The sequence below is a fragment of the Grimontia celer genome (assembly GCF_900055185.1).
GTDB lineage: Bacteria > Pseudomonadota > Gammaproteobacteria > Enterobacterales > Vibrionaceae > Enterovibrio > Enterovibrio celer.
Genome location: NZ_FIZX01000001.1, coordinates 99234 through 117545, shown reverse-complemented (window position 1 = coordinate 117545; position 18312 = coordinate 99234). Strand labels below are relative to the sequence as shown.

The following is an 18312-nucleotide window of genomic DNA, read 5'->3' as shown; positions in this document are numbered from 1 at the left end:
AGCTCTGTTATCTGTTTGTATTTACAAAAGTAGCCTACCAGAGCGCAATGCCAGACCCTACCCTGACATTGCGGAAGCGTTAACTGTGTTGTTAAAACACTTATATTTTGTAGTCTTTATTCGGCAGATTCGTTCATCAGAATGCGCGCAAGGGTTTTTACGCCCATACCTGTCGCGCCTACAGACCACTTGTCACTTGGTGTTTTACGGTAAGTGCCAGAGCAATCCAGGTGGACCCAACCTTCCTTGTAATTGTCGACGAAGTAAGACAGGAATGCCGCTGCCGTGCTTGCACCCGGTGAGTATTGACCGCCACCCACGTTTGCTAAATCTGCAAAGTTGGAAGGCAGCATCTGGCGGTGGAATTCAGCCAGTGGCAATTGCCACATGCCTTCGTTTTCCGCTTCTGCTGCTGACAAACAGCGTTGAGAAAGCGCCTGGTCAAAACTAAACAGCGCATGGTAGTCATTACCTAACGCAGCTTTGGCAGCACCGGTCAAAGTCGCGCAATCAATGGTCAAAGCGGGACTGAACTTATTCGCATAAAGCAGGCCATCTGCCATCACCAATCGGCCTTCTGCGTCTGAGTTCAGCACTTCAACGGTCACACCGTTTTTGTACGTGATAATGTCGCCCAGTTTGTAGGCGTTGCTGGAAATCATGTTCTCTGCACAGCAAAGAATCAGCTTCACACGCTTATTCAATCCCTGCGCAACCGCCAGACCCAAGCCTCCAGTGGCCATTGCTGCACCGCCCATGTCTGCCTTCATTGAATCCATGAATGCCGACTGTTTGATGCTGTAACCACCTGAGTCGAAGGTAATACCTTTACCGATAATACAGGCGAACACTTCTGCGTCTTTGTCACCGGTGGGATTGTAATCGAGCTGCAGCATTGCAGGTTTTCGCGCTGAACCACGGCCTACGGTGTGAGTCCCCACCCAGCCTTGTTCAAGTAAGTCTGCACCAGAAACAATTTTGTAGCTCACATGCTCTGGGTTTGGCGCTTGGGATTTTATGAACTCACCGGCTCGTACGGCCAGTTGTTGAGGGCCCACCTCTTCGGCAGTTTCATTAATGATCTGGCGAACCCAATCTGTGGCCACCATGCGGTCATTCAGCACTTTCTGATCAGCATCTTCCAACTCTGCATCAAAAGCAAAACCTGGCTTAGGTCCACGCAGGCCTTGGTAGAATGCCCATGCAGTTTCCAAATCCCAGCTGTCACCAGCCAGAGATACTTTGCGGATACCCTGCATATCCAGCTTACGAGCGGCTTGCTGAACGGGCGTGAGTTTGTCTTCACCTGAGGCGTGAACAACTGCACCCTCCTGATTGAAAGAAACCAGTGCGTTCGCACCCCATGCCTCGGTGGCGGCTTCGTGTGATAGCGTGATACGCATTTTGTCAGTCATGCTGAACTCCTTTTTCCTTTCACCCCGCGCATCGTTGCGGAGCGTAAAATTCGGGCTGATTTTTTCTTTTAGAATACGCCATATTTATGACGTTTTATCAGATAAAACAAAGCGGGCCTCATGCCCGCTCGATTAGTCTCAATCTGCCTGCTTTACTGGCGTAAAACAAGGTCTTTAATCCATTTCTTCCATCCAGCACAGGATGATTGCCTCTAGGATCTTCTCATTGGAGCGATTTGGGTCGTCCGAGAAGTCTTCAAGCTCCGTCACCCAACGATGCAGATCTGTAAAACGCACCGTTTTTGGATCGGTATCAGGGAATTGTTCTACCAGCTCAATCGCGATATCACGCGAATCAGTCCATGTCAGGCTCATAGTCTTTGCTCCCTTATCAGATTAGTGATTTTCTGCCGCGTGGTTCAGGGTATAACGTGGAATTTCTACCACCAGATCTTCATCAGCCACTTTTGCCTGACAGCCCAAGCGTGATTCAGGCTCCAGACCCCACGCTTTATCCAGCATGTCGTCTTCCAGCTCATCGCTTTCATCCAGAGAGTCAAATCCTTCACGGATCACAACGTGGCAGGTCGTACAAGCGCACGACTTTTCACAGGCATGTTCAATCGCAATACCGTTACGCAGTGCAACGTCCAGCACGGTGTCACCGGTCTTTGCTTCCAACACCGCGCCTTCTGGGCAGAGATCCTGGTGTGGCAGAACAACAATCTTTGGCATGTTTAAACCTCGTCAATGGAATGGCCAGCCAGTGCTTCACGGATGGATTTGTCCATACGACGTGACGCAAACTCCTGGCTCGCTTTATCTGTATCTTTGATGCCTTGCTCAATGGCAGCGGCATCATCACCGTTACGCAGTGCAATCAGCGCTTCAATCGCTTTCACGAGCGCTTGCTGCTCTTCTTCAGACAGCAACGCTTCGCCGTCTGCTTGCATCGCAACCAGCAGGCCTTCGATCACGCGGTCTGCTTCAACGCGTTGCTCCGCCAGGTAACGGGCATCTTTGTCGTCCTGCGCATGGGTGAAAGATGATTTGATCATATCGGCAATTTCGGTATCGCTCAGGCCGTAAGACGGCTTCACCTGAATTGACGCCTGCACCTCTGTGCTCTTTTCCATCGCTGTCACGGATAGCAGGCCATCGGCGTCAACCTGATAGGTCACGCGAATGTGCGCCGCACCTGCAGCCATTGGGGGAATGCCTTTCAGGGTGAAATCCGCCAGCGAACGACAGTCATCCACCATTTCGCGCTCGCCCTGAACCACGTGCACTTTCATGCCCGTCTGGCCATCTTTGAATGTGGTGAATTCTTGCGCACGCGCCACAGGGATAGTGGTATTGCGAGGAATGATTTTCTCTACCAGACCGCCCATGGTTTCAATACCCAGAGACAGTGGGATCACGTCCAGCAGCAGCATTTCACCGTCAGGCTTATTACCCACCAGAATGTCTGCCTGAGTGGCTGCACCAATGGCAACCACTTTATCTGGGTCAATATCGGTCAGTGGCGTACGGCCGAAGAATTCCCCAACTTTTTCGCGAACCAGAGGTACGCGGGTAGAACCACCCACCATCACCGCTTCCAACACTTCTTCAGCAGAAACGCCAGCATCTTTCAGCGCGCGGCGACAAGACAACAGGGTTTTCTTTACTAGAGCGCCAATAAGATCGTCGAACTGTTCGCGGCTCAATGTGCCTTTCCAGCCCAGCACATCGATATCTGCGACATCACTTGTGCTCAAAGCAACTTTTGCGCCGTTTGCGGCATTCATCAAACGAGCGCGGTCATCACCGGAAAGCGCACCAAACCCTGCCTGCTCGGAGATCCAGTCTGCGACAAGGTGATCAAAGTCATCACCGCCCAGCGCTGAATCACCGCCTGTAGCCAGCACTTCAAACACGCCTTTTGAAAGGCGGAGAATAGAGATATCAAACGTACCGCCGCCAAGATCGTAAACAGCGATAACACCTTCCTGACCAGAGTCCAAGCCGTAAGCAATCGCTGCTGCGGTTGGTTCGTTCAGAAGACGAAGTACCTTCAGGCCGGCAAATTTAGCGGCATCTTTAGTTCCTGCGCGCTGCGCATCGTCAAAGTAAGCAGGAACTGTGATAACAACACCTTCCAGCTCTCCACCCAGCGCTGCTTCTGCACGCGCATTCACGGCACGGAGGATATCCGCAGAGACTTCAATGGGGTTTTTCTTGCCAGCACGGGTGTTGATCAATGGAAGGCCATTGTCAGATGCTGACAGTTCATAAGGAAGGTTTGGGTAACGGGCTTGAACGTCCGCCAATGAGCGGCCCATCATACGTTTGACGGAAGATACCGTGTTTGCGCTGTCGGTTTCTGACATCGCTTTCGCTGCGTATCCCACCGTCACATCATCACCGTAGTGAACCACTGAAGGGATCAGCGCTCGGCCGTCTAAATCATTGAGTGTGCTCGCGGTGCCACTGCGAACAGAAGCCACGAGGGTGTTGGTAGTCCCCAGGTCAATACCCACCGCAAGTTTGTGTTCATGCGGTGCAGCACTCTGACCAGGTTCTGCAATTTGTAACAGTGCCATGTTGGTTCCTGTAGCCTGATCAGCGCGCTGTATTAACCCAGCAGCCGATCTTCGATTCGTTCGATTTCTTGCTTGAGTTTGACCAAGAACTTCAGCTTACGGACGCTTGTTGCTGCATCCTGCCATTGCCCGCCATTTAGTTGTTCTTTCAATTCGGCCAGCAAAGCTTTGTGGAGTTTCTCAACGCCTTGTTCAAAGTCAAACAACAATACATCCGGCTCATCGCTGTCTGCAATCTCTTCCAGCTCTTCGCGCAGTTCCATTTGCTGCATCAAGAACTCAGGATCTTGCATGGTCTGCTGCTCATCGCGCAGTTCTACGCCATTGAGAGAGAGAAGGTATTCCGCACGGCGCACCGGGTCGATTAGCGTTTGATAAGCATCGTTGATTTGCGCAGCTTTCTGCACGGCAAGCAGACGATCCTGCTCGGATGCAGTGGCAAATTTATCCGGATGGAAACGTCGTTGGAGTTCGCGAAACTGCGAAGAAAGAGAGCCACCATCCAGATCGAACTGCGATGATAGCCCAAATAGTTCGAAATGATTCATATCATCTCACGAGTTAAACGTTAAAGCTTTCGCCGCAACCACACTCGCTGCTTACGTTAGGGTTATTAAACTGGAAGCCCTCGTTGAGGCCTTCCTTAGTGAAATCAAGCTCGGTGCCATCTAAATACAAGAGACTTTTACTGTCAACGATCACTTTGACGCCATATTGCTCAAAGTCGAATACTTGATCTTCTTCATTAAGTTCGTCAACGAATTCGAGTACATAAGCCATTCCAGAACAGCCTGACGTGCGAACACCCAAGCGAAGGCCGATGCCTTTTCCGCGGTTTTCCAAGAAGGTGCGAACGCGTAAAGCCGCCGCGTCAGTCATAGTAATGGCCATATGTACAACAACCCTTTAAATCGTATTAAGCTTCGTGTTTTTTCTTATAGTCGCTTACTGCTGCTTTGATAGCATCTTCCGCGAGAATTGAGCAGTGAACCTTCACAGGAGGAAGCTCAAGCTCTTCTGCAATTTCAGCATTTTTGATTGCAGCAGCTTCGTCCAGAGATTTGCCTTTTACCCACTCAGTAACCAGTGAGCTTGATGCAATCGCTGAACCACAGCCGTAGGTTTTGAACTTCGCATCTTCAATGATGCCTTGCTCATTTACCTTGATTTGCAGTTTCATCACGTCACCACACGCTGGTGCGCCAACCATGCCGCTACCTACGTTTGGATCGTTTTTGTCAAAAGCGCCCACGTTACGTGGATTCTCATAATGATCGATTACTTTTTCGCTGTAAGCCATGATCTTATCCTCAAAACCCTGAGACCGCTTAGTGGTGTGCCCACTCAACAGTGCTTAAATCAATACCTTCTTTGTACATGTCCCACAGTGGTGACATTTCGCGCAGCTTGGTGACCGCTTTGCGCACTTGCTCAACCGCGTAGTCTACTTCTTCTTCAGTAGTGAAGCGGCCGAACGAGAAGCGAATAGAGCTGTGTGCCAGTTCGTCATCAAGACCGAGTGCACGAAGTACATACGAAGGTTCCAGGCTTGCAGATGTACATGCAGAGCCAGAAGAAACCGCCAGATCTTTCAGCGCCATCAGTAGCGATTCACCTTCAACGAAAGCAAAGCTAACGTTCAGGTTTGCTGCAACACGCTGCTCGAGGTCACCGTTAACATAAACCGCTTCCAGATCTTTAACGCCTTCATAGAATCGGTTACGCAATGCCAGAGAATGCGCTGTGTCCTTCTCAAGTTCTTCTTTCGCGATGCGGAAAGCTTCACCCATACCCACGATCTGGTGAGTTGGCAATGTGCCAGAGCGGAAACCGCGCTCATGACCGCCACCGTGCATTTGAGCTTCGAGGCGAATACGTGGCTTACGACGAACGTACAAAGCACCGATACCTTTTGGGCCGTACGCTTTGTGCGCGCTCATTGAAATCAGGTCAACTTTGATTTCCTGCGTGTCCAGCGGCAGTTTGCCGACAGATTGCGCCGCATCAACGTGGAATACCACTTTGCGTTCGCGACATAGTTCGCCGATTGCTGCAATATCCTGAACCACGCCAATTTCATTGTTCACGTGCATGATAGAAACAAGGATGGTGTCTTCGCGGATGGCGTCAGCCAGCTTGTTCAGGTCAATAATGCCGTTTGATTCTGGCTCAAGGTAAGTTACCTCAAAACCTTCACGCTCTAGCTGACGGCATGGATCCAGTACAGCTTTGTGCTCAGTTTTGCAGGTAATAATGTGCTTGCCTTTCTTACCGTAGAAATGCGCCACACCTTTAATTGCCAGGTTGTCAGATTCAGTCGCACCAGAAGTGAACACGATCTCGCGTGGGTCCGCGTTCAGGTAGTTAGCGATGTTTTCACGGGCAGTATCTACTGCTTCTTCCGCTTGCCAGCCGAAACGGTGAGAACGGGATGCAGGGTTACCGAAACAACCATCAAGGGTCAGGTACTGCATCATTTTCTCAGCAACACGCGGATCCACTGGGCATGTCGCTGAATAATCAAAATAGATTGGCAATTTCATTTGTGTCTCCAAGTACTCCGGCACTACTAATTACGAGCGAAAATTCACACCCAAAGTGGTGGCTGGCTTTTCACTGCCACTGGAGTTTAAACCATGTCTAACAATTGTTGAGGACTCAAGTGAAGAATCCTGACGATCCGCGATCTGCTTGACTTCGTTGTCTTGCATGAGCTCGCCGAGCGTAATGTCATTCAAAAAGCTGCTGATACGGGAGCTAAGATCACGCCAAAGCGTGTGAGTCAGGCAGCGTGTTCCACCTTGGCAATCGCCTTTACCCTGACACTTGGTCGCATCTACCGATTCATCAACAGCGGCAATCACCATACCGACTGCAATTTCATTTGCGCTCACGCCTAGTCGGTAACCGCCACCTGGGCCACGTACACTGGACACCAGACCTGCTTTACGAAGGCGAGAGAAAAGTTGCTCCAGATATGACAGAGAGATCCCTTGACGCTCTGAAATATCAGCTAGAGGCACAGGCCCCATCTCGGAGTGCAGCGCGACATCGAGCATCGCAGTTACGGCATATCTGCCTTTCGAAGTCAGTCTCATAACATCCTACCTGTGAGCGAGTATTGCACTGAGTCTGACATACCCGACTAAAGTGGTCAAGTATTTAACCTAGTAAATTAGTCAGGCTTTTAACCCCTCTTTAATAGAGGTTATTTTTGCTTCTCTTTGTGGTGTTTTTCAACCGAAGAAAGCACACCACGAAGGATATTCAGTTCTTGGCTTTCCGGCCTTGCACGGTTAAACAATCGACGCAGCTTTGTCATGACCATGCCCGGATGAGATTTATTGATAAATCCAGTGGTATCGAGAACTTGTTCAAGGTGATCGTAAAAACGCTCCAGATCCTCAGCCAAAGGGTAAGGTTGTTCTTTCACTTCCCCTTTATACGCTTGACTATCAAGCCAAGCCATACGCGCTTCATAGCAAAGGGTTTGTACTGCCATAGCAAGGTTCAGCGAGCTGTATTCCGGGTTTGCCGGAATAGCCACATGGAAATGACAGGCTTGAAGCTCGTCATTTGTCAGGCCAGTGCGTTCACGACCGAAAACAAATGCCACTGGATGTTGCGCTGCTTCTTCAATGGCTTTCACGCCACACTCTCTAGAGTCCAGCATTGGCCATTCGAGTGAACGGTTGCGGGCGCTGGTGCCAATCACCAGACCACAATCGGCAACCGCCTCTTCTACGGTATCAACGATACGCGCATTGTTAGCAATATCACTGGCGCCAGCAGCAAGCGCTATCGCCTGCCCATCGACTTTACATTCAGGAGCGACAAGCACCATATTTTTCAGGCCCATCACTTTCATTGCACGAGCCGCGGAACCGATGTTGCCTGAATGCGTGGTACCCACCAGCACAATTCGAATATTTTCTAACATTTAGCTATCACTGAATTACTTTGAGGAAGAAAAGCCGCCGGATTCTAACACAACAGCTTTTGTTTTACCCTTTTTACAACCTGCCAGAAAAGACGAATGACCAAAAAATAACCGCTTCCCTTTTGGTTCAGCTCTGATATACTCGCCGCCGCTTTCTGTTCTTTAACATCCGTTGGGAAATTCGTATGCATCCTATGCTAAATATTGCCATTCGCGCAGCGCGAAAGGCTGGCGACTTTATCGCTAAATCTGCTGAGAACTCTGATAACGTTGAAACCACTCAGAAAGGTTCTAACGACTTTGTTACTAATATCGACAAAGCAGCTGAGCAAATCATTATCGACGTAATCAAGAAGTCTTACCCTGAACACAACATCGTGACTGAAGAAGCCGGTGTGGTTGCAGGTAAAGACACTGATTACCAATGGATCATCGACCCACTGGATGGCACCACAAACTTCGTTAAAAACTTTCCGCACTTCTCTGTGTCTATTGCCCTGCGCATTAAAGGCCGTACCGAAGTTGCGTGTGTTTACGATCCAATCCGTAACGAACTTTTCTCTGCTCAGCGTGGCGCAGGTGCGCAGCTGAACAGCAAGCGCATCCGTGTAGGCGTTGCGAAAGATTTGAACGGCACCGTTCTGGCAACTGGCTTCCCGTTCAAAGCCAAGCAACACTCAGAAGGCTTCATCAAAGTTGTTAGCGCACTGTTTGTAGACTGTGCTGACTTCCGCCGCACTGGTTCTGCTGCTCTTGACCTGTGTTATGTAGCTGCTGGTCGCGTAGATGGTTTCTTCGAGCTGGGCCTGAAACCTTGGGATATCGCTGCAGGTGAACTGATTGCCCGTGAAGCAGGTGCCATTTGTACTGACTTCGCTGGCGGTACTGACTACGTTCAGTCTGGCAACATCGTGACTGCGAATCCTAAAGTACTGAAAGGTATTTTGGCGAAAATTCGCGACAACGCGAATGAAGCGATGAAAAAATAAGGTTCTTTGGAATCAATAAAACGGCGTCCCTCGGGACGCCGTTTTTGTTTATGGGCTAGGAGCGCTGGGGACTGGCTAGGTCGTTTAAGCCGTTAGATCCATATACCTAGTGCTATTGCTCTTCCTAGGACCTGCTTTTCCTAGGACCTGCTTTTCCTAGGCCCTAGGGCCTCAAACAAAAACGGAGCCAATCGGCTCCGTTTTTTGTTAAGGCATACTGTCGAATTCTTCGCCTTCTTTTTCCACCGGTGGCGGTGGAAGCAGATGCTCGCGGGTAATACCCAACTTGAGCGCCAGTGCAGAAGCCACGTAGATAGACGAGTAGGTACCGATAGTAATACCAATCAGCAATGCAGTCGCAAAGCCGTGGATCATGGCACCGCCTTGAAGGAAGAGCGCAATCACTACGAACAACGTTGTACCAGACGTAATCAAAGTACGGCTTAGTGTCTGCGACACAGACGCGTTCACTATTTCATCGGCATCGCCCTTACGCATCTTGCGGAAGTTTTCACGGATACGGTCATAAACAACGATGGTATCGTTGAGTGAGTAACCGACAACGGTCAACAATGCTGCGACGATGGTCAGGTCAACTTCGATCTGAAGGAACGAGAAGATACCCAGCGTGATAATCACGTCGTGTGCGAGAGAAACAACTGCACCCGCCGCCAGGCGCCACTCGAATCGCAAAGAGACATAAAGCAGAATACAGATCAGCGATACCAGTATCGCCAGACCACCTGCTTCTGTCAGTTCGTCACCCACGTTCGGGCCAACGAACTCGATACGGCGCATTTCTACTGCCTGACCCGTACCTTCTTTAATGGCATCCAGAATCTGGTTACCCAGTAATTCACCCTGCGCATCTTCGCGTGGACGAAGACGAACCATCACGTCACGTGCAGTACCAAAGTTCTGAACGATCGCATCACCAAAGCCTTTTGCTTCCAGTGATTCACGAATCAGTGGCAGGTTTGCTGGTTGCTCAAAACCCACTTCAATCAGCGTACCACCGGTGAAGTCCAAGCCCCAGTTCAGCCATTTGGTAGACAGGCTGAAAATAGAAGCGGCAATCATGACAACCGACAAGAAAAATGCCGGCTTCGACCAACGCATAAAGTCGATGCTAAAGTCAGGCCTTAATAGTTGAAACATCTTAATGCCTCCTTAAATCGACAGCTTGTTAATGCGCTTACCGCCGTACACCAGGTTAACCAGGCAACGGGTACCGATAATTGCAGTAAACATAGACGTCAGAATACCGATCGACAGTGTCACAGCGAAGCCTTTCACCGCGCCTGTGCCCACAGCAAACAGAATGATTGCAGTGATCAGTGTGGTGATGTTCGCATCGGCAATGGTGCTGAATGCGTTCGCATAACCCTGATGGATCGCTTGCTGAGGATTACGCCCTTCATTGAGTTCCTCACGGATACGCTCAAAGATAAGGACGTTGGCATCAACCGCCATACCTACTGTCAGAACGATACCTGCGATACCCGGCAGGGTCATGGTTGCCCCTGGAATCATCGACATCACACCGATAATCAGGATGATGTTCGCCGCCAGCGCGCAGTTCGCAAAAAGACCGAAACGACGGTAGTAAACAAGCGTAAACAACATGACCGCCAGCAGACCCCAGATACAAGCTTTGATACCCATATCAATGTTCTGTTGACCCATTGATGGACCAATGGTGCGCTCTTCAACGATAGAGATTGGTGCAATCAGAGCACCTGCGCGCAGCAGCAGTGCGAGGTTATGTGCTTCAGCTTGAGAGTCGATACCCGTGATACGGAAGTTACGGCCCAGCGCAGTCTGAATCGTTGCCTGGTTGATCACTTCCTCATGTTTGGAAAGGATAATCTTGCCGTTTTCATCACGCTTACCGCTGTCTTTATATTCCGCAAATACCGTCGCCATCAGCTTGCCGACATTGTTCTTACTGAACGCTGCCATTTTGCTGCCGCCGTCGCTATCCAGTGAGATGTTCACCTGCGGACGACTGTATTCGTCGAAGCTCGAGCTCGCATCAGTGATGCTTGAGCCGCCCAGAATCACACGTTTTTTCAGCACAACCGGACGACCGTCGCGGGTGTATTTGATTTCACTGCCCGGTGGAACACGGCCAGCAGCCGCAGCAACCGGATCGGCGCTGTCATCAACTTCACGGAATTCCAGGGTTGCTGTTGCACCCAGGATTTCTTTTGCACGTGCAGTGTCTTGAACACCCGGTAACTCAACTACGATACGGCTTGCGCCCTGGCGTTGTACCAATGGTTCTGCAACACCCAGTTCATTCACACGGTTACGCAGGATTGTAATGTTCTGCTCAACGGCGTAGTTACGAATTTCCTGAAGACGTTCCTCAGTGAATTTCGCAGAAACGGCAAAACGGGCACTATCGGTGCTGAACACCATATCTGGGTGCAGTCTTGCGAGTTCACTTTCTGCAGCATCCATGTCCGCTTCGTTACGCAGCATGACTTCAATATTTTCATCACCGCCGACGCGGATACCACGATAGCGGATTTTGGCTTCACGAAGTTCAGTACGGAAGGTGTCTTCCTGCTGGGTGAGGAGTTTTTCCATTGCCGCATCCATGTCCACTTCCATCAGGAAATGCACACCACCACGGAGGTCCAGACCCAGTTTCATTGGGTTAGCACCAATTGCTTCCAGCCAATCAGGCGTTGCAGGAGCAAGGTTAAGCGCAACAATCAGACCATCATCTTTGAGTTCGCCGTTTAAGACGTCACGAGCTTCAATCTGATTATCAGTGTCGGAGAAACGAACCAGTACAGTGCCGTTTTCTAGCGCAATGGATTTATAAGAGATTTTATCTTTTTCGAGGGAAGATTTGACGGTGTCCAGTGTGGAGAGATCAACCGAGGCGCCACGCGCCCCGGTGATTTGAACCGCTGGATCTTCACCGTAGATATTGGGAAGTGCATAAAGGGCGCCGACAAAAATGACCAACACCACCATAATGTACTTCCACAAAGGATAACGGTTTAGCACTGCTAGGATCCTTTATGGCTATGGGTTTACAGCGACTGAATAGTGCCTTTTGGCAGAACTGCAGTCACAAAATCCTTTTTGATGGTCACTTCGTTGTTGTCGCTCAGTGCGATAACGATGAAGTCGTTGTCATCTGAAATTTTGGTGATTTTACCCACCAGGCCGCCACCGGTCAGAACTTCATCGCCCTTGCCCATTGATGCCATCAGGTTCTTGTGCTCTTTCACACGTTTCGCCTGTGGACGGTAAATCATGAAATAGAAAATAACGGCAAACAGGCCAAGCATGATAAATAGCTGCATACCGCCGCCTTGTGGTGCGCCTTCTGCTGCTGCATGAGCTTGAGAAATAAACATTCAGTAACGTCCTCGTATCAATATGAACATTTTCTAGATTTTCGCCTCCCCAAAAGCACTCTTTTGGCGAGGCGAGAATTCTTAGTCTTCTTTCAGCGGTGGCACTTCACGGCCACGGCGTTCGTAGAATTCCTTAACAAAGGTCTCTAATCTACCTTCGTCAATAGCGTTACGCAAACTCTCCATCAGGCGCTGGTAGTAACGCAGGTTGTGGATGGTGTTGAGACGTGCGCCCAGAATTTCGTTACAGCGATCAAGATGATGCAGATATGCCTTGCTGTAGTTGCGGCAAGTGTAACAGTCGCACTCTGGATCCAGTGCAGTTGTGTCACTTTTATGCTTCGCATTACGGATCTTGATCACACCACCAGTCACAAATAGGTGGCCATTACGCGCGTTACGCGTTGGCATTACACAGTCGAACATGTCAATACCACGGCGAACACCTTCCACCAAATCTTCCGGTTTACCTACGCCCATCAGGTAACGTGGCTTATCTTCAGGCAGTTTTGGACAGGTATGTTCCAGAACGCGATGCATGTCTTCTTTTGGTTCACCCACAGCCAGGCCACCGACCGCGTAACCATCAAAACCAATATTGGTCAGGCCTTCGACTGACACATCACGCAGGTCTTCATAGACAGACCCTTGAACGATGCCAAACAGTGCATTTTTGTTGCCCATTTTGTCGAAGTGGTTGCGGCTACGCTGTGCCCAACGCAGGCTCATTTCCATCGATTTCTTCGCTTCTTCGTGTGTCGCCGGGTATGGCGTACATTCGTCGAAGATCATCACGATGTCAGAACCCAGGTCGTATTGGATTTCCATCGACTTTTCTGCGTCCATGAAAATCTTGTCACCGTTGACAGGGTTGCGGAAATGCACGCCTTCTTCGGTGATTTTGCGCATTGCACCCAGGCTGAATACCTGGAAACCGCCTGAATCGGTCAGGATAGGACCCTGCCAATTCATAAAATCATGCAGGTCACCGTGGGCACGCATAATTTCCTGACCAGGACGCAGCCATAGGTGGAAAGTGTTACCCAGAAGGATTTGTGCGCCGGTGTCAGCCACTTCTTCCGGTGTCATCCCTTTTACGGTGCCGTAAGTACCCACTGGCATAAATGCCGGGGTTTCAACAGTGCCACGTTCAAAAACCAGACGACCACGACGCGCACGGCCTTCTTTCTTAATCAGTTCGTATTTCACGATACCTCCGAAATGCCAGAGAAACAGTCTGGCGCTAATGTGCCTGTCGCACAGAGACAAAACTGGCTGTCGCAAATCTGCTGACAGCCAGTTGAATTTGGAGTCACCTCATCCCCAAAGGCGATGCGGTGTAAAAGCCAGCGTCTGATTATACCTCAGTCTGGCGGGTGACAAACATCGCATCTCCGTAACTGAAGAAACGATATTCATTGTTCACGGCTTCTTGATAGGCATTCATCACATGCTCATAACCTGCAAAAGAAGACACCAGCATGATCAGCGTCGATTCCGGCAGGTGGAAGTTAGTCACCAATGCGTCCACCAGCTGCCATTCGTAACCCGGATAGATGAAAATCTGGGTATCGTTGAAGAAAGGTTTCAGCTCAGTGCTTTCATTCTTTGAATGCTGAGCCGCACTTTCCAGTGAACGGACTGACGTTGTGCCTACTGCAATCACGCGGTTTCCGCGCGCTTTGGTTGCCAGAACTGCATCTACCACTTCTTGCGGCACTTCAGCATATTCGGAATGCATCACGTGATCATTGATGTCATCGACACGCACGGGTTGGAAAGTACCCGCGCCAACGTGAAGAGTCACAAATGCCGTTTCTACGCCTTTCTCTTTCAGCGCTGCAAGGATGTTTTCATCAAAGTGCAGACCTGCTGTTGGTGCAGCGACTGCACCCGGTTTTTCGTTGTAAACCGTTTGGTAACGCTCTTTATCCGACTCTTCATCAGGGCGATCGATGTAAGGTGGCAACGGCATGTGGCCAACCTGATTTAAGATATCAAGAACAGCTTGCTCGCCGCTGAAGTGGATTTCAAAAAGCGCATCATGACGGGCAACCATTTCCGCTTCAAACTCGTCATTTTCACCCAGGAACAATTGTGTACCCGGCTTAGGCGGTTTAGAAGCACGAACATGTGCAAGGATCGACTTCTCATCCAGCATACGCTCCACAAGCACTTCAATCTTGCCACCGGACGCTTTGCGGCCATAGACACGCGCAGGGATTACCCGGGTGTTATTGAACACCATCAAGTCACCTGGCTCGACAAGATCAAGGATGTCAGTGAATTGCTTATGACTCAGCTCACCGGTATTGCCGTTCAGTTGCAGCAAACGGCTTGCAGTACGATCAGCCTGCGGATAACGCGCGATCAGCGAGTCTGGAAGGTCAAAATGAAAATCGGATACTTGCATCGAAAAAGCCCCATTCTACAGCAGCCCGCTAGTATAGGCCGCTGTGCTGCAATATCAAGCAGGATGGGGCTTGCACGCTGCAATTCCAGCAGGCAAATTGTGAAGAGTTATGACAGTCGGCGACGGAAAGTCAGAAGCCCTAATGAGAGCAGTGATAGCCAAGCGAAAGAGCCGCCACCTCCAGAGGGAGCAGGGGATGTCGGTGTCGGATCATAGCTATCACTCGTATCAAATATATCGACAGTAAAAGTGGAGTTTGGTGGCGTATATCCACCCACCTGTGTATCAATCCAAGAATAATAAGATGTGACTTGGGCAAACACATCTTCATCGCCAGGAATACCACATGTGTTACTTCCCCAACTCACCACACCAACAACACGATATCCCATATCACTATCAGAAGCATGTGAGGGATCACGCCAAATCAAGCCACCTCCAGAATCTCCATTACAAGAGCCTGTTACCTCGTTAGAAGTAGCACAAAGATAATCTGAGCTGTCTGTTAGATTGATGATGGAGCATTGACTGTCTGGCTCTCCTGTGAGCACCGTACTTTTGTAGTATCGACTAATACTGTTAGAACTATTAGAAAATCGGCCCCATCCACCAACGAATAGATTATTTGGTGTAGCTAACGAGAATTCGCTCTCTAGCTGAGTTTCGTCTGAAGGTGGGAGGATAACAACAGGTTGAGCGCTACTCGGCAAATTGCCGGCCAAGCGTATTACTGCAATATCGAACACTAAAGAAAAGTCGTTATAGTTTGGATGAATCGTTATTTCGCTTACTGAGATCTCATTTCCGGCGAGATTGCTCAAATCCTCAACACCGGAATAAACAGTCACTTCGCTAGGTAAATAAGGAACAACATTTCCATCACCATCAACAAGATCCTTGTCCATACAATGCGCAGCAGTGAGAACATACTGTTCTGAAATGACCACACCACCGCAGACGTAATCTCCCAAGCCAGAATTCGATTGAATGAAAACTTGCCAAGGCACATTACCTATGGGTTCATAGCCACCGCCGATAATCCTCGGCTCAGGAGTAACAGCAGTGCTAGCACTGGCTAAACTACTAAAGCCCATTGTTATAGCCAGAGCGGTAAGTTGCCAACTTCTCATTACTTTCCTCGCGAATAACTTCCTTATCATTCAACGAAGGTATCGGATAGACACCGAAACACAAGCTTGTGTGGCTTGTCACACCTGCCAAATCTCAATTTTACATCACAGTCTCAATACCAAACCTCAAAAAGTGCAACCAAACACATACTCTATGCACCTCTGAGAGTCATGCGCCATCCAGAAAGCAAAATAATTGCTACTGCGTAAAAACCGAAGCTACCACTGCCACCTCCCCCACTGCTTTCTACAACTACGGAAGACCGGCTCGCACAACTCCCACTCTGGCAGTTGGAAATCCAGCCTGTGTAACTGGCCACCTGAGTATAAACATCAGGAATAGTTGGCGACGCGCACTGCGAAGCCACACCAAAACTCACCACACCAATCAAAGTCGCACCGCCATCAGCATCACCAGCGCGCGAAGGATCATACCAAATCAATGGGCCGCCCGAGTCTCCGTTACAAGCACCAACACCACTCGCCTGGGCGCAGAAATATTTGGACTGATAGTCAGAAACGTTTGTCAGCGTTGAACCCCAAGCAGATGCACAACTTGCATCACTTACCGCTGAGAGCGTGGCTTTTTGCAATGTTGTCGTCGATTGGCTTCGCCCCGTATCGGTGTAACCCCAGCCAGTTAGCCGCATATCATTGTTGTTGAGGTTTCCTGTCGCATCGACGGCAGCCTGTACTGTGTCATTGGGCAACACCACGGTTGAAGCATTAGGATGAACATCCGAGGAAAGTTGTACCAAGGCAATATCGTTTTGCAGCGTGTCTTTGTTGTAACTGCTGTTGGCATAAATTGCCTCGACAGAAGATTGAAAGCTGGAAAAGTTTGCCCCGTTAATTTCCGCTGTTCCCGTATAAACCGAGACGGTGTTGGCTGAAGCCAGAGAAAAAGGGTCATCGTCATCGGCAGTATCAAGGCAATGTGCCGCGGTCAAAATCCATCGGCTGGATATCACTACCCCACCACAAAAGGCGTTACCAATTCTGAGGAAAGCCTGCCAAGGTGCGTCGCTAATGGAAGCATCTGTCCCACCAACAACATTGGGAGACGGCTCTGCGGCCTGCCCCAAAAATGACGAAAAAAGTAAGGACAGTATTAGGAGTTTCATGCGCATTATCATCGCCCCTATAAACAAAAAGGTGTTGTTCGGCGCCACTGCGCCCCGGTGCGTTGCTACTGCTAGAAACAACCTTGGTGTCATTCAAATCTTCCGAATGGAAGTTTGAATGTCGTCACCTAAAGTCTCTGCCTTTTTAGCTACATTCGGGATATAGCCTTACTTTTATTATGTGTTTCTGGAGGCAGAATGTTTACCGTAAATGACATGATGAGTTCCGACCCCATCACACTCTCTTCTAAGGATAAGATATCTGACGCAAAGTGCCTGATGGATTCCCGTTGTATTCGCCACATTCCTATCGTCAGTGCTTTAGGAAAACTAGAAGGTCTGGTCACGCAGCGTGACGTACTCGCTGCTCAAACATCCAGTCTGGAAAAAGCAGTTGGCGATAACGACCCAATGCAAGCGCCTTTGTCGCGCTTCCTCAAGCGTTCTTTATATACGGTGTCACCGTGTGCCGGGCTCAAGGAGGCTGCACTATATTTGCAGAAGCGTAAGATTGGCTGCTTGCCTGTCGTTGAAGACGATAAGCTGGTCGGTATTATCACCGACAGTGATTTCGTTGCCATTGCCATTAACCTTTTGGAGATCCAAGAAGAAACGGAGCCAATGGAAGAAGAGGAAGAAGTGGTCTGATAGCGACAAACACGTGCCACTTGAGATAGGCTAAGTGCTCCGATTCAAGGAAAGATCCAGAGGGCGCGTGAATTATCTGGCGCATTTACACATTGCCAAACATAGCAACAGCCAGTTGATGGGAAACCTGATGGCAGATTTTGTTCGCGGAAAGCCCGACGGAAAGTTTCTGCCAGAAACCACTAAAGCCATCTATCTTCACCGTTATGTGGATCGCTTCATCGACAGTCATGAGGCTATCAAGCCCTGCCGTTCGCTATTTCCCAAGCGTCTCTACCGCTTCAGTGCCATCGCCCTGGATATGTTCTGGGATCATGCACTCATCCATCATTGGGATCGTTTCAATGATGTCGGTTTCAACGAGTTTCTCGGGAATGCTGAAGAAATGTGTCGGGCAAGCACGCAGCAAGAGCCTAACCCTCTTCCGGAAAGGTACTTGTTCCTCTCAGATAAAATGTGGCGGGAAGGTTGGATCCCCTCTTATGCAGATATCAACACCCTGCCCTTTGCGCTTAGACGCATGTCATCCCGAAGTCCGCGGATGGGACCACTGGCTGAGACAGCAGAAACCTTAGTCGCTCACCGACAAATATTACTGGATGCCTTTCCCTCTATATATAGAGATGTGCTCAGCGCTGCTCGCGATTTTAATCACCAGCCTTAACTCTCAATAGCCTCAAATCACAGG

20 protein-coding genes are annotated in these 18312 nt (G+C 49.6%); 3 read left to right on the top strand and 17 right to left on the bottom strand.

The annotated features are described in order from the left end of the window. Positions 1–116: 116 nt before the first annotated feature. The 10 genes from pepB to trmJ all read right to left on the bottom strand — a co-directional run bounded on the left by pepB (position 117) and on the right by trmJ (position 7940). Positions 117–1415, bottom strand: a complete 1299-nt coding sequence (gene pepB / locus GCE9029_RS00510; RefSeq protein ID WP_062660583.1) for an aminopeptidase PepB — start codon at positions 1413–1415, stop codon at positions 117–119. Positions 1416–1589: 174 nt separating this feature from the next. Further along, complete coding sequence (iscX, locus tag GCE9029_RS00505; RefSeq protein WP_192815495.1) at positions 1590–1784, bottom strand: Fe-S cluster assembly protein IscX; 195 nt, start codon at positions 1782–1784, stop codon at positions 1590–1592. Between the two features lie 27 nt (positions 1785–1811). Next, the gene (gene fdx / locus GCE9029_RS00500) at positions 1812–2150 is read right to left on the bottom strand and encodes an ISC system 2Fe-2S type ferredoxin (protein WP_002536943.1); all 339 of its coding nucleotides are present in this window, start codon (positions 2148–2150) and stop codon (positions 1812–1814) included. 2 nt (positions 2151–2152) lie between these two features. Then, positions 2153–4000 carry a Fe-S protein assembly chaperone HscA gene (gene hscA / locus GCE9029_RS00495; protein ID WP_062660582.1) on the bottom strand — a complete coding sequence of 616 codons (1848 nt, stop codon included), beginning with the start codon at positions 3998–4000 and terminating at the stop codon, positions 2153–2155. 32 nt (positions 4001–4032) lie between these two features. Beyond that, the gene (gene hscB / locus GCE9029_RS00490) at positions 4033–4548 is read right to left on the bottom strand and encodes a co-chaperone HscB (RefSeq protein ID WP_062660581.1); all 516 of its coding nucleotides are present in this window, start codon (positions 4546–4548) and stop codon (positions 4033–4035) included. A gap of 13 nt (positions 4549–4561) precedes the next feature. After that, the gene (iscA, locus tag GCE9029_RS00485) at positions 4562–4891 is read right to left on the bottom strand and encodes an iron-sulfur cluster assembly protein IscA (RefSeq protein WP_062660580.1); all 330 of its coding nucleotides are present in this window, start codon (positions 4889–4891) and stop codon (positions 4562–4564) included. Positions 4892–4916: 25 nt separating this feature from the next. Further along, a complete protein-coding gene (iscU, locus tag GCE9029_RS00480) occupies positions 4917–5300 on the bottom strand; it encodes a Fe-S cluster assembly scaffold IscU (protein ID WP_002536937.1) in 384 nt (127 codons plus the stop codon). 28 nt (positions 5301–5328) lie between these two features. Then, complete coding sequence (locus GCE9029_RS00475; RefSeq protein ID WP_062660579.1) at positions 5329–6543, bottom strand: IscS subfamily cysteine desulfurase; 1215 nt, start codon at positions 6541–6543, stop codon at positions 5329–5331. A 30-nt stretch (positions 6544–6573) separates the two neighbouring features. Continuing rightward, complete coding sequence (gene iscR / locus GCE9029_RS00470) at positions 6574–7098, bottom strand: Fe-S cluster assembly transcriptional regulator IscR (protein WP_062660578.1); 525 nt, start codon at positions 7096–7098, stop codon at positions 6574–6576. Between the two features lie 110 nt (positions 7099–7208). Then, positions 7209–7940 carry a tRNA (cytosine(32)/uridine(32)-2'-O)-methyltransferase TrmJ gene (gene trmJ / locus GCE9029_RS00465; RefSeq protein ID WP_062660577.1) on the bottom strand — a complete coding sequence of 244 codons (732 nt, stop codon included), beginning with the start codon at positions 7938–7940 and terminating at the stop codon, positions 7209–7211. Positions 7941–8125: 185 nt separating this feature from the next. On the opposite strand from trmJ, the gene suhB reads away from it, so the two are divergent. Next, the gene (suhB, locus tag GCE9029_RS00460; protein ID WP_002536929.1) at positions 8126–8929 is read left to right on the top strand and encodes an inositol-1-monophosphatase; all 804 of its coding nucleotides are present in this window, start codon (positions 8126–8128) and stop codon (positions 8927–8929) included. A gap of 207 nt (positions 8930–9136) precedes the next feature. Here suhB and secF read toward each other — a convergent pair whose 3' ends face one another. The 7 genes from secF to GCE9029_RS00425 form a co-directional block, all read right to left on the bottom strand. Further along, on the bottom strand, positions 9137–10087 hold the full coding sequence (secF, locus tag GCE9029_RS00455) for a protein translocase subunit SecF (protein WP_002536928.1): 951 nt from the start codon (positions 10085–10087) through the stop codon (positions 9137–9139). 12 nt (positions 10088–10099) lie between these two features. Beyond that, on the bottom strand, positions 10100–11953 hold the full coding sequence (gene secD / locus GCE9029_RS00450) for a protein translocase subunit SecD (protein WP_062660576.1): 1854 nt from the start codon (positions 11951–11953) through the stop codon (positions 10100–10102). Between the two features lie 26 nt (positions 11954–11979). Continuing rightward, positions 11980–12309: a preprotein translocase subunit YajC gene (gene yajC / locus GCE9029_RS00445; protein ID WP_002536925.1), complete on the bottom strand. Its 330-nt coding sequence runs from the start codon at positions 12307–12309 to the stop codon at positions 11980–11982. Positions 12310–12390: 81 nt separating this feature from the next. Then, on the bottom strand, positions 12391–13518 hold the full coding sequence (tgt, locus tag GCE9029_RS00440; protein ID WP_062660575.1) for a tRNA guanosine(34) transglycosylase Tgt: 1128 nt from the start codon (positions 13516–13518) through the stop codon (positions 12391–12393). 148 nt (positions 13519–13666) lie between these two features. Further along, positions 13667–14722, bottom strand: coding sequence for a tRNA preQ1(34) S-adenosylmethionine ribosyltransferase-isomerase QueA (queA, locus tag GCE9029_RS00435; protein WP_062660574.1), 1056 nt, complete (start codon positions 14720–14722; stop codon positions 13667–13669). Positions 14723–14829: 107 nt separating this feature from the next. After that, positions 14830–15852: a S1 family peptidase gene (locus GCE9029_RS00430; RefSeq protein ID WP_197475307.1), complete on the bottom strand. Its 1023-nt coding sequence runs from the start codon at positions 15850–15852 to the stop codon at positions 14830–14832. Positions 15853–16004: 152 nt separating this feature from the next. Continuing rightward, a complete protein-coding gene (locus GCE9029_RS00425; protein WP_062660572.1) occupies positions 16005–16982 on the bottom strand; it encodes a serine protease in 978 nt (325 codons plus the stop codon). Between the two features lie 192 nt (positions 16983–17174). On the opposite strand from GCE9029_RS00425, the gene GCE9029_RS00420 reads away from it, so the two are divergent. Next, entirely contained in the window at positions 17175–17624 is a 450-nt protein-coding gene (locus tag GCE9029_RS00420) for a CBS domain-containing protein (RefSeq protein WP_062660571.1), read from the top strand. Positions 17625–17691: 67 nt separating this feature from the next. Beyond that, entirely contained in the window at positions 17692–18288 is a 597-nt protein-coding gene (locus tag GCE9029_RS00415) for an acyl carrier protein phosphodiesterase (protein WP_062660570.1), read from the top strand. Positions 18289–18312 lie beyond the last annotated feature (24 nt).

What these genes read in the sequence shown, in the direction of transcription:
- pepB (WP_062660583.1), bottom strand. Translation starts at nt 1,415, where the DNA reads ATGACTGACAAAATGCGTATCACGCTATCACACGAAGCCGCCACCGAG.
- fdx (WP_002536943.1), bottom strand. Translation starts at nt 2,150, where the DNA reads ATGCCAAAGATTGTTGTTCTGCCACACCAGGATCTCTGCCCAGAAGGC.
- hscA (WP_062660582.1), bottom strand. Translation starts at nt 4,000, where the DNA reads ATGGCACTGTTACAAATTGCAGAACCTGGTCAGAGTGCTGCACCGCAT.
- hscB (WP_062660581.1), bottom strand. Translation starts at nt 4,548, where the DNA reads ATGAATCATTTCGAACTATTTGGGCTATCATCGCAGTTCGATCTGGAT.
- iscA (WP_062660580.1), bottom strand. Translation starts at nt 4,891, where the DNA reads ATGGCCATTACTATGACTGACGCGGCGGCTTTACGCGTTCGCACCTTC.
- iscU (WP_002536937.1), bottom strand. Translation starts at nt 5,300, where the DNA reads ATGGCTTACAGCGAAAAAGTAATCGATCATTATGAGAATCCACGTAAC.
- GCE9029_RS00475 (WP_062660579.1), bottom strand. Translation starts at nt 6,543, where the DNA reads ATGAAATTGCCAATCTATTTTGATTATTCAGCGACATGCCCAGTGGAT.
- iscR (WP_062660578.1), bottom strand. Translation starts at nt 7,098, where the DNA reads ATGAGACTGACTTCGAAAGGCAGATATGCCGTAACTGCGATGCTCGAT.
- trmJ (WP_062660577.1), bottom strand. Translation starts at nt 7,940, where the DNA reads ATGTTAGAAAATATTCGAATTGTGCTGGTGGGTACCACGCATTCAGGC.
- suhB (WP_002536929.1), top strand. Translation starts at nt 8,126, where the DNA reads ATGCATCCTATGCTAAATATTGCCATTCGCGCAGCGCGAAAGGCTGGC.
- secF (WP_002536928.1), bottom strand. Translation starts at nt 10,087, where the DNA reads ATGTTTCAACTATTAAGGCCTGACTTTAGCATCGACTTTATGCGTTGG.
- yajC (WP_002536925.1), bottom strand. Translation starts at nt 12,309, where the DNA reads ATGTTTATTTCTCAAGCTCATGCAGCAGCAGAAGGCGCACCACAAGGC.
- queA (WP_062660574.1), bottom strand. Translation starts at nt 14,722, where the DNA reads ATGCAAGTATCCGATTTTCATTTTGACCTTCCAGACTCGCTGATCGCG.
- GCE9029_RS00430 (WP_197475307.1), bottom strand. Translation starts at nt 15,852, where the DNA reads ATGAGAAGTTGGCAACTTACCGCTCTGGCTATAACAATGGGCTTTAGT.
- GCE9029_RS00425 (WP_062660572.1), bottom strand. Translation starts at nt 16,982, where the DNA reads ATGCGCATGAAACTCCTAATACTGTCCTTACTTTTTTCGTCATTTTTG.
- GCE9029_RS00420 (WP_062660571.1), top strand. Translation starts at nt 17,175, where the DNA reads ATGTTTACCGTAAATGACATGATGAGTTCCGACCCCATCACACTCTCT.